This window comes from Trichothermofontia sp., from assembly GCF_053493415.1.
In genome coordinates, this window is record NZ_JBRCAD010000021.1 from 1 (window position 1) to 10470 (window position 10470).

The following is a 10470-nucleotide window of genomic DNA, read 5'->3' on the forward strand; positions in this document are numbered from 1 at the left end:
GACAAAGCTGCTTCAAGATCAATTTGACAAGCTTCGGGAATGAGGCTATCATAGAACATCATTTTTTATTTGTTAGAGGACAGAATACTGCATTCTGTCCCTTTTTTCCATCGCTTAACCTAACTTTCAACACTTCTGCATATTAGTATCAACAATCTCAACCTGAAATCGGAGCTTATACGCTCCTTCGCTACCACCATCTACTGAAATTTCTGTATTGTAAGGGTTCTGACCATGAAGTCCTATCCTAGGCGGAGTTGTCCACTTTTCTAGACCTGGATTAAAGTCAAACATAACAAGAGGCACCGATCCAATATGGTCATCACCGAGTCCAAATATTGCCGCAATACCTTCTGGAACCCAGCCAATCAAAATATCACGCGCCCACTCTGGTAAGACGTGGCTTCCAGCGGTTACTGCTCCAAATGCAGCGGCAACTTGATCAAATTTTTCTTCGATCTCCTTAATTATATTTCGTACCTTTTCTTCGGCTTCCTCGGGAGTACCCGCATCATGTTCGATAGCCACAACACCGATCACAATCGGTGGAACGATGACAATCGGGCTGCTTTGACTAGTAGGGTCTGCAAGCATAGCTGCTTCAAATCGATCTGTTCCAGTTTCAACATTTTTATAAGGACCAAAGCGTATGGTGTTTGAACGGTTTGAACCAGCAACACCGATAATGAAATACGGTTCATCTGTAGGTGAACCCTGGTCATGATCTGACTCTCTATCGCAATGAAATCCGACGAACCGAATACGTACACTCGTTGTAGCAACTCCCTTAGGAGTCGTATTTAGAAACTCAATTTTGCCCCCAGCAAACCGTTGCTCTACTTTGTTGGCGCTAAATTGAACGTTTGATAGTGGAAAACCAAGAAGCCCTCGATGGGCACCTGAGTTTAGATACAATTCACGGATTTTATGGGCAGCAATGGCATCTCGCAACGAATTAGTTCCGAATTGCGTGACGAGAGAGCGGACTGAGACAGGTGGATTACCAGATCCAACTTGTGTTGCAAATTCACGAATACTTGCCATATGGGTGTCTCTCCTATTGCAAAGCAATCAGTATAGGAATCAGTCCTTGACCCTCTTGCAACGGTCGTAGTGCCTTTCCAATCACAGATCCAAATGCTTTAAGGGGATCTGTAGCTTTCATTGCTAGTCCGGGTGTAGGAGATGTGGTTAGTAGATCACCAACTTCGATCGCTCCATAGCTTGCATCTACCTTGCAATACACTTTACCCATTAGCGCGATCGGCATTCGGTTTTTAGAGGATTCTTGCTTATCCAAAATCAGTCCAGGCTTATAGTTACCTGCACCGGAAATGACACCAGCAACACGCTTGTCATAAGCCTGATCACTAGGTCGTAAAGCCCCTTCAGAGTCAATTACCATGACGGTTCCTGGCTCAGCTTGTTCAACGCAGACAATATCAAAATCTTCCGCACAGTCTGCATTGTTTAATCGGATATCACCTGTAACCTCAACATCACCTTGAAAGAATCCTGCCGTACCATTGCTAAAAGCGAATAGCCCTATACCAGTATTGCTAACAGCTTTTACTCCGATACCAGCACCTTTATGCTCACCCCAAACACCAGCGGGTCCATTTTCTAAACCATCGGTTTCACCATAAACTCCCACCCAATTCTTGCTCTTACCAATTACACCAGGACCAGGTCCGATTCCTTCTCCCATTACTCCAGCACCGCCAACAGTGCTTTCAGAACTCCCATAAACCCCCATCCAAGTTTTACTTACGCCCCAAACGCCAACACCATCACTCTGCCCAAGTACTCCTGGTCCAGCCTCTGAAGTGTGGTTTTCATTCACTCCAACCACGGCTCCGTGTCCTGGTGCGTAAGTTAATCCACGTACACCATTAAACCCTTTACTTTCACCATAAACACCTGCCTGTTTGGCGCTTCTACCATAGACTCCAACACCATCTCCATCATTATTTGCACCTGCTACACCCGCATGTCCATTTGCTGTTGATACCCCAAGTACACCATTGTACTCCGTGCTTTCTCCCAAAACACCAGGAACACCGGGATCTGTAGAATTACCGTTGATAGAAGCCACTTTATTTCTCCTTGATCAGGGATATTACATTTTTAGAGCGATGCAACTAGTTGTTTTCAGTTATGAATGCACACTTGCGATTCTGATCCAACTAATTTATCCATTGGAATCAATTGAATTAAGCTGCTAAGTAAAGTCGCACATTTTCTTGCGAAGTTGGAACACAATCTTGCTATGACTTGCGAAACTGGTTTGGATTCATTCCAGTGTGGTGGCGAAAACACCTGGCAAAATGGCTCTGATTAGCAAAACCACACTCTAATGCAATAGATGTAACGGTTCGGTCTGCTTGCTTGAGTAAACACTTCGCTTGCTCAATGCGCTGACGGATGAGGAATTGGTGAGGTGAAATTCCAGTCGATCGCTTGAACAAATGACAAAAGTAGTACTGGCTCATTCCTAATTCGTTCGCAATATCGTTCAGCGATAGATTCTCACTTAAATGTGCCTGAATATACTCAATCGCTCGCCTAAGCCTTGGTTTGGATAACCCATCCTCATATTCTCGAAAACTATGGTTACGGGTAGAGTAATAACGCAAAAGATGAGCCGCTAGTGCTGTTGCCATCGAGTCAACATAGAAACGGCTACCAACCCCATCTATCTCTAAACTCGACTTCAGTGCTAGCCCTATCTGATGAATCAATAGATCGGCTTTTTTAGGTGTCAGCAAGAGTTCAACGCGATCAGGGTTTACTGATTCATGCGCGATCGAAGCTAGGAAGTCTGGTTCTAAATAGTACTGAATCCACTCTACTGCTTGACCTGAAATAGAATGAACACTAAAAGATGTGTCAGCAGGAACTATTTCAATGCATCCACTTACATAGTCTTTCTCTTGATATGAAACTAATTGTAAATGTCTCTCTGAAATAATCTCCAATTCAAATGCATGATGGGATATTGGAATAATTACTATGTGCCAAGGATTGGATACTTCAGTCAAATCAATTGAACGCTGGTAGTAATGGGCAAGTTGAATACTACTCCAACCTGACTGAAAGCTTGTTAAAAGGGGTAGATTTGTTAGAAGGTTTGGCCAGTCAGCATAATCAATCGCTAGAGGTTGATCCACGGACATCGTTGCCTCCAAATAGTAGTTGGTGTAGCAATTTTGCTCTTGGTACCTAACTCATCAACAAAAGCCTAACGAACCTTTCGGCGAAAACTCACAACCACTTCGTCATTACTCCTTTAAAGATAATCTTTTGTGCCCCACCAAGAATCGAGCGGCATAACTATGTATTCAACGTCAGAGCTGATGGATAAGCCCGGATATTGGGATCTTATCATGCAGATACACGTGACAACACCTAGGTGTAGGGTGTTATCCGTCGCTTTTAGATGATAACACCTGAGATTCGGGTGTTATCCGTCAATAATTGACAAGGTAGTCAAAACGGTTATGCCTTGCCGATCGCCCTTTTTTTCCGCAACCCACCCTAGCGATCGCGGCCACGGTCACCGTCCTGAGTGCGATCGCACTTGTGGTCAGCACTGGGAAGGAAGAAAAATACCGTTTTTCCCGTCGTCAACTTAGTCCAAGGCGATGGGCGATCGCACACTTACGACTAGCACGATCGCGGTTCAGCACAGGGGCGATCGCGCCGCAAAGTTCCCTTCGGTTGACCAATAGCTAGCACCACAATAGTCTCCTAATACAGCACCGGCCGCAGATAACCTCCTGGCAGTCGGGTGCAAGCAGGTTGTTATGCGGGAGGCAACCGGTCGTGCAATTCTGGCTCAACATCAGCGACTTTAGCCAACACAGCTTCATATTTTCTTCGATCACCACGGCTTGCCCGCTCTTGCAAATACCCCTCAGTCGTTAATGCTGCAATTTTCTCAGCAACTGCCAGTGTAATAAACTGGTCTAACGAAATCCCATCCTGCTCGGCAAGTCTCTGTAGGCTTCTATACAAGGAGTCAGGTAGCTGGATGCTTAACGTGCTCATGACAGTGCTCCAATGGACTCTAGGAAGTTTGCTGGGGTAACGGCACTAACCCCAAACTGCTCAATGCCTGCAAAATCGCGGATGTTGTATGTCACTACGCTATCACACCTCGCCTTAACCGCCAGTTCCAGCACCATGTCATCTTTGGGATCGGGCAAGAAAGGTCGCCAGAGAAAGAATATTTGGTGATGGGTCGCGATCGCACAATGAAAATCAAGGAAATCTTGTACATCTGAGGCATTAATGGCCAGATTTGGCAACTCTCGCAATAAAACCTCTTCATACTCCAAGACTAGCGGCACAGAAAGGTTGATCTTGAACTGTTCGCTACCAACCAACCCCAATAGACGAAAAGCGCTACCGTTTCTAGAACGTAGCCCAGCAACAATGACATTTGTGTCTATCACAATTTGGGGGATGGGCATTGGTAGCAGCACCAGAGGTGCTTGTTAGAATCCCACCAATGGTACTGCCTAACTGGCATCCTAAAGGAGTGATTTTTATACCTAGGGAAATCCTACCCCTTATGAAGTATTCTATAAACATTGTTTAGGCACTGCTGCACTTCAAATTTGAACTGGCGGAAAATACTGCCTTTCCTGTCGTCAACCCAGTCCAAGGCGATGGACGATCGCACACTTACAAATACGATCGCGGCTCAGCACAGGGGCGATCGCGCCGAACAGCTCCTTTCGTAGCTAACACCAGAACAGTCCCTTGATACAGCAGTCTAACGATCCCAACCAGCGGCGGCATATAACCTTAAACTCAGCACCAGCGGCTCTCGTCCGTCCGCTGCGTTGGGGTTGTTATGCCGCTGCAAACGCAACACCAACCTGCTTGTTATTGGCGAGCTTCTTGCTGGGCTTCCATATACGCCCGTAGTAATTGATTGATCTGTGTTTGATAACCCCGCCCTTGGGACTTAAACCACTCCAACACATCGCTATCAATTTGGAGTGTCACTTGTGCCTTGCCTTTTGCAGCGAGTAACCCCTGGCGTACTATCGCCTTAGCAAACATTTCTGGCGTAATTTCTGGACAATCTGATAGATCAATATCTTCATCGCTCATTGCATCCAAACGTTGCCAATCAGTGTGAGAGTTGCTCGAAGTAGGTTCGTTGTTCATATTTCGTCGCTTTCCTTGCAGAAATAATACGAATGCAATCCTCACGTTCTGTATGGACAACGGCGATCACTCGCCCCTGCAATAAACCGAATGTGACAAAACGCTGCTCTCCATAATCGTAACGATCATCCTCAACCGTGACGATATAGCCCTCAAACACGGTTGGAATGTCGATAAAATCTATTCCGTGCTTACGAAGATTAGCAAGGCGCTTTGCTTCATCCCATTCATATTCCATAACCGAAGGACAACTACAATAACCCATTGTAGTTACAAATTGTCGTTACAGCTACCTATTCCAAGTAACTCTGATTGTGAATGCCTACAAGCAACTTCAAGCTACCGTCCCAACCGAGGACTTGCGGCATAACGGTGAAGTTGTGCGGCGGCTGATAAACTCGGACTCTCCCGATAACCTCTGTTCCGTCTGCACCAACGCAGTGTTAGGTGGCTAGTACGGACAACTAGCTTACTCTGTGACAGCAGATTTTGGGCTAACTGCAACTCTAGCTGCGAACGGTAGAAACAAACATCGAACTCCATAAAGAAGTTCACCTGTCCCAAAATGAGCGGAACATTTGTAGCTTGTGTCCAGGCAAATACCAATTGCACAGGTTCAAACTGCCCAACGACAGATTGAAGAAGTACAACACGCGCTTCGTACTGAGCCAAATTTCCTGTCAAACTCAGTGCTGCTGTTTGTCTTTCCCAGTCGTATCCAAGCTCGACTCCTACCAAATATGGCAGTACATTTACACTTGCTCCTGCCTCTAATAGTGCAGATGCTTGAACAGAAACTTGCTGATTCAACAAAGTACAAGGCAAATACGGACGAAAACTCGCTTCGCCTAATGCTGTGTCACCAGAGACAAATGGATACCGTTCAGCGTTAGGCATGGTCTTGAGCTTTGGCATCGTGTAACACTTTTAACATCGTATCTGCTGCTTCAAAAGCATCGTAGGGAGACCATACTGGATAAGCTTGGTTAGGTTTAACAAGATCCATTTCTTGTTTGGCCAGTTCTGAAATTAAAATTTGCATGATATGGAACTTGTCGGAGCGGCTCAGCCCTTTCAAAGTCGAGATTAGTTCTGACGAAACCATGCAAAACACTCCAATTAAATCTAGGGTTGCCCCTCTATTATATTCTTCATCTCTTCAATGCTGTATGGGCGGGGAGTCCGATGAATCATGGCATAGCAGTTTGGGCAGACAGGGCATAAATCTTTCACAGGGTCAACTTCGTAGTCCTCTGCAATTTCTGAAATTGGGCGTAGATGATGCACATAAATAAAGCCTTCGCCTATGTCTAACACTCGAAATAGGGCATTTCACCTGAGATGAGCAGCCAGAAAATTTGCGTCTAGCCTGCCAGTGCGGTTTCCAACTGCTCCTGAGCCGATCGCAGGGCTGCTGGTAATTGACTTGCATCCCGTCCGCCTGCCTGGGCCAAATTCGGACGACCGCCGCCGCCACCGCCGCAGAGTTTTGCGATCGCGCCGATAAACTTACCCGCCTGCACCCCCTTGGCTTGCACCTCCGGACCAAAGGCCGCCACTAGCGACACCTTATCCGCCGCCAGAATTGAACCCAAAACCACCGCTGATTGAGGACCGAGTTTTTGTTGGAGCCGTTCCGCTGCGGTTTTCAGCGCTTCCGCATCCACTCCATCCAGTTGGGTTACCAGGAGGTGGAAATTGCCCACGGTTTCCGCTTGGGTGACCAGACTGTCAGACTTGGCGATCGCCAGTTCCGCCTTGAGTTGCTCCAGTTGCTTCTGGGTCGATTTCAACTCACTTTGCAAGCTGGAAATGCGATCGGGTAATTCCTCCGGTTTTGCCTTAAAGCGATCGCCCAATTCCCGCACAATGCGATCGCGCACCGTCAAATAATCCAGCGCCGCCTGTCCCGCCACCGCTTCAATGCGACGCACCCCAGAGGCAATCCCCGTCTCCGCAATGATTTTGAACAGACCAATTTCCGCCGTATTGGCCACATGGGTGCCGCCGCACAGTTCCATCGACACGCCGGGGTAATCCACCACGCGCACCTGATCCCCATACTTTTCACCAAACATGGCGATCGCCCCTTTGGCCTTCGCCGCTGCGATCGGCATCACGGCCACCGTAGCCGGGGTCGCTTGCGCAATCCAGGTATTCACCTGCGCTTCCACCTGTTCCAGTTCCTCTAGGGTGAGGGCACGGGGACAGTTAAAATCAAACCGCAGGCGATCGAAGGCCACCAAAGATCCCGCTTGGGAAATCGCCGGATCGACGATCTTTTTCAGGGCCGCTTGCAACAGGTGGGTCGCCGTATGGTTCGCTTGGGCACGACGACGGCAGGCCACATCCACTTGGGCAATGACGCGATCGCCCACCCGCAAAGTACCTGTCTCAATTTCACCGTAGTGAATGAAGAAATCCGACTCCTTCTGCACATCCGTAATCCGCACCCGTAACTCCCTACCCCCCTCGCCCGTTGGGAGAGAGGGTGAGGGAGCCGCCAGTAAATAGCCGCGATCGCCAATTTGTCCCCCCGATTCCGCATAGAACGGTGTTTCCCGCAGGACAATTTGGACTTTGCCGCTAGTAGCTTCCGGCACCTGTTTCCCATCCACTAAAACGGCTTCCACGACAGATTCAGCCATTAGGTCCGTATAGCCCTGGAAAACAGTAGCGTGGATATGCTCAGCCAATTGATCCAGAGAACCTTGCACCGTGAGATCGATCGTTTCGTGGGCTTCCTGGGAACGGCGGCGTTGCTCCTCCATTGCCGCTTCAAAACCCGCCACATCCACCGTTAACCCCTGTTCTTCCGCAATTTCCTGGGTCAATTCCAGGGGGAAACCGTAGGTATCGTAGAGAATAAAGGCATCTTTACCAGCAATTTGTCCTGGCTTTTTCCCCTTTTTGGCGGTAGCCTTGGTGATGATTTCTGTGAGTAGCTTTTCACCCCGCTCTAGGGTTTCCAGGAAGCGCGATTCCTCCCGCTGTAGCTCCGCTGCAATCACCGCTTGCCGTTCGCGGGTTTGGGGATAAACGGCTTCGGCAAGGGCGATCGCCGTCGCGGCCACTTCCGCCGTAAATTCGCGATCGATGCCAATCAGCCGCCCATGCCGCACCACCCGCCGGATCAACCGCCGCAACACATAGCCCCGTCCCATATTCGAGGCCGTCACCCCATCCGCTATCAGATGGACTATCGCTCGCACATGATCCCCAATCACCTTCAGAGAAACCTGGGTTTTTGCATCGGCTTGGGCGTAGTTGATCCCGGCAATTTCTGCCGCCGTTTTAATAATGGGCAGGATCAAATCCGTTTCGTAGTTATTGGGCACCTGTTGTAGGATTTGGGCCATGCGTTCTAGACCCATACCCGTGTCGATATTCTGGGCTTGTAACGGTGTTAAATTGCCCTCGGCATCGCGGTTATATTGCATGAACACCAGGTTATAAAACTCAATGAACCGGGTGTCATCTTCCAAATCAATGGCCTCATCACCCCGTTCCGGGTGAAAGTCGTAATAAATCTCTGAGCAAGGGCCACAGGGACCCGTCGGACCCGATACCCAAAAATTATCGTCCTCACCCATGCGCTGGATGCGGTGCGCCGGGATGCCAATCTGGTCCCGCCAAATGGCAAAGGCTTCGTCATCCTCACGGAAGACGCTGACCACCAACCGTTCCGGGGGCAGGCCAAAGACCTCGGTGGACAGTTCCCAGGCCCAGGCGATCGCCTTCTCCTTGAAATAGTCGCCAAAGCTAAAGTTGCCCAGCATTTCAAAAAACGTATGGTGCCGCGCCGTGCGTCCCACATTCTCAATATCATTCGTCCGGATACACTTCTGGGATGAGGTGGCACGGGGGAAGGGGGCTGGCCGCTGGCCCAGGAAAATCGGCTTAAAGGGCAACATCCCCGCGATCGTCAGCAACACGGTCGGATCTTCCGGCACCAGGGAGGCACTGGGGACGATCTGGTGGCCTCTGGCTGCATAGAAGTCGAGGAAGGTCTGCCGGATCTCGGCACCGCTACGATACTGGGGTGTGAAGGACATATAACTTAACAAGGGGCTGCTAAAACTATTGTGACATCCCGATCGCCGATCGTTCAGAAAATTCCCTGCTGGATTGTAGGCTGTTTCCTGACCATTGCAGGGCATACTGTTGACAGTCAGCAAGTTCAGCCATCGCCCGTTCTCTTCAGCCCTACCAAGCACCGCATCAACCGTACTCCCATGATGCTGTCTAGGCTATTGGGGGGTAGCCATGCACCGATACCCAGAGGACTTTGCACCGATGCCTGTCCGTTGCCGCGTTATCGCGATCGTCCCAACCACTTTTGCAAGCGCAGGCTGTCATGATTTGTTGTCTTAATCCCTACTGTAGTGAGCCGCTCAATCCGGACGATCAGGAGACTTGTTTGGCGTGCGGTCAGCCCTTGATACCGCTCCTGAAACAACGATTTAAGGTAATTGAACCGATCGGGCGGGGGGGATTTGGCAAAACCTATATTGCCGAAGATGTCGATAAGCTGAATGAGCGCTGCATCCTCAAGCAACTGATTTATCGATCGCAGAGCGAAGAAGAAACGCAAAAGGTACTGCAACTGTTTGCCCAGGAAGCCCGCCAACTGCAACAACTGGGTGAGCATCCCCAAATTCCCTCCCTATCCGCCTACTTTCGGGCTGGGGACTTTTTCTTCCTGGCCCAGCAATTGATCCAAGGCCAGGATTTGATGAAGGAATTTGAACAGGACGGTGTTTTCAGCGAAGCCAAGATCCGCGCCCTTCTGGAAGGTTTGCTACCCGTCCTGGCCTTTATCCATACCCAACGGGTCATTCATCGCGACATCAAGCCTGAAAATATCATGCGTCAGACCCGTACCGGGAAGCTGGTCCTGATCGATTTTGGGGTCGCAAAGGTTTTACCCACGGCAACAGCAACCCAAACGGGGACGATGATTGGTTCCCAGGGGTATGTGTCTCCAGAGCAGGTGCGGGGAAAGGTGAAACCCGCCAGCGATTTGTTTAGCTTGGGGGCAACGTGTTTTCATTTGCTGACGGGCATTAATCCCTCGGAGCTTTGGGTAGAACGGGGCTATGCTTGGCTGGAGCAGTGGCAACAGTATTTGCCAGAGCCAATCAGCCCAGATCTGGCTTATGTGCTCGATCGCCTCCTGGTCAAAGATCTGCAACGTCGCTATCAAACTGCCGAAGCAGCCCTCCAAGATTTGCAGCAGCCCCCTGGGCGATCGGTGTCGGCCCCGCCCCCTTTGCCCCGGTCCCAAAC

At 49.4% G+C, this 10470-nt stretch carries 11 protein-coding genes; 1 reads left to right on the forward strand and 10 read right to left on the reverse strand.

Annotated features, from left to right (window positions below):
* Positions 1-126: 126 nt before the first annotated feature.
* The 10 genes from ACWIUF_RS02160 to alaS all read right to left on the reverse strand — a co-directional run bounded on the left by ACWIUF_RS02160 (position 127) and on the right by alaS (position 9341).
* The gene (locus ACWIUF_RS02160) at positions 127-1044 is read right to left on the reverse strand and encodes a hypothetical protein (protein ID WP_448570533.1); all 918 of its coding nucleotides are present in this window, start codon (positions 1042-1044) and stop codon (positions 127-129) included.
* Between the two features lie 13 nt (positions 1045-1057).
* Positions 1058-2095 (reverse strand): hypothetical protein, encoded by a 1038-nt coding sequence (locus ACWIUF_RS02165; protein WP_448570534.1) that lies wholly within the window; start codon positions 2093-2095, stop codon positions 1058-1060.
* 172 nt (positions 2096-2267) lie between these two features.
* Positions 2268-3176, reverse strand: a complete 909-nt coding sequence (locus tag ACWIUF_RS02170) for an AraC family transcriptional regulator (protein WP_448570535.1) — start codon at positions 3174-3176, stop codon at positions 2268-2270.
* 628 nt (positions 3177-3804) lie between these two features.
* Complete coding sequence (locus tag ACWIUF_RS02175) at positions 3805-4050, reverse strand: hypothetical protein (protein ID WP_448570536.1); 246 nt, start codon at positions 4048-4050, stop codon at positions 3805-3807.
* Positions 4047-4475, reverse strand: coding sequence for a putative toxin-antitoxin system toxin component, PIN family (locus ACWIUF_RS02180; RefSeq protein ID WP_448570537.1), 429 nt, complete (start codon positions 4473-4475; stop codon positions 4047-4049). The genes ACWIUF_RS02175 and ACWIUF_RS02180 overlap by 4 nt, the downstream gene beginning before the upstream one ends.
* Before the next feature lie 418 nt (positions 4476-4893).
* On the reverse strand, positions 4894-5181 hold the full coding sequence (locus ACWIUF_RS02185) for a BrnA antitoxin family protein (RefSeq protein ID WP_448570538.1): 288 nt from the start codon (positions 5179-5181) through the stop codon (positions 4894-4896).
* Positions 5144-5419 (reverse strand): BrnT family toxin, encoded by a 276-nt coding sequence (locus ACWIUF_RS02190; protein WP_448570539.1) that lies wholly within the window; start codon positions 5417-5419, stop codon positions 5144-5146. The genes ACWIUF_RS02185 and ACWIUF_RS02190 overlap by 38 nt, the downstream gene beginning before the upstream one ends.
* Positions 5420-5520: 101 nt before the next feature.
* The gene (locus ACWIUF_RS02195; protein WP_448570540.1) at positions 5521-6078 is read right to left on the reverse strand and encodes a hypothetical protein; all 558 of its coding nucleotides are present in this window, start codon (positions 6076-6078) and stop codon (positions 5521-5523) included.
* Positions 6071-6286 carry a hypothetical protein gene (locus ACWIUF_RS02200; protein ID WP_448570541.1) on the reverse strand — a complete coding sequence of 72 codons (216 nt, stop codon included), beginning with the start codon at positions 6284-6286 and terminating at the stop codon, positions 6071-6073. The genes ACWIUF_RS02195 and ACWIUF_RS02200 overlap by 8 nt, the downstream gene beginning before the upstream one ends.
* Positions 6287-6545: 259 nt before the next feature.
* Entirely contained in the window at positions 6546-9341 is a 2796-nt protein-coding gene (alaS, locus tag ACWIUF_RS02205; RefSeq protein WP_448570542.1) for an alanine--tRNA ligase, read from the reverse strand.
* A 197-nt stretch (positions 9342-9538) separates the two neighbouring features.
* On the opposite strand from alaS, the gene ACWIUF_RS02210 reads away from it, so the two are divergent.
* The coding region (locus ACWIUF_RS02210) for a protein kinase domain-containing protein (protein ID WP_448570543.1) at positions 9539-10470 on the forward strand (932 nt) is incomplete at its 3' end.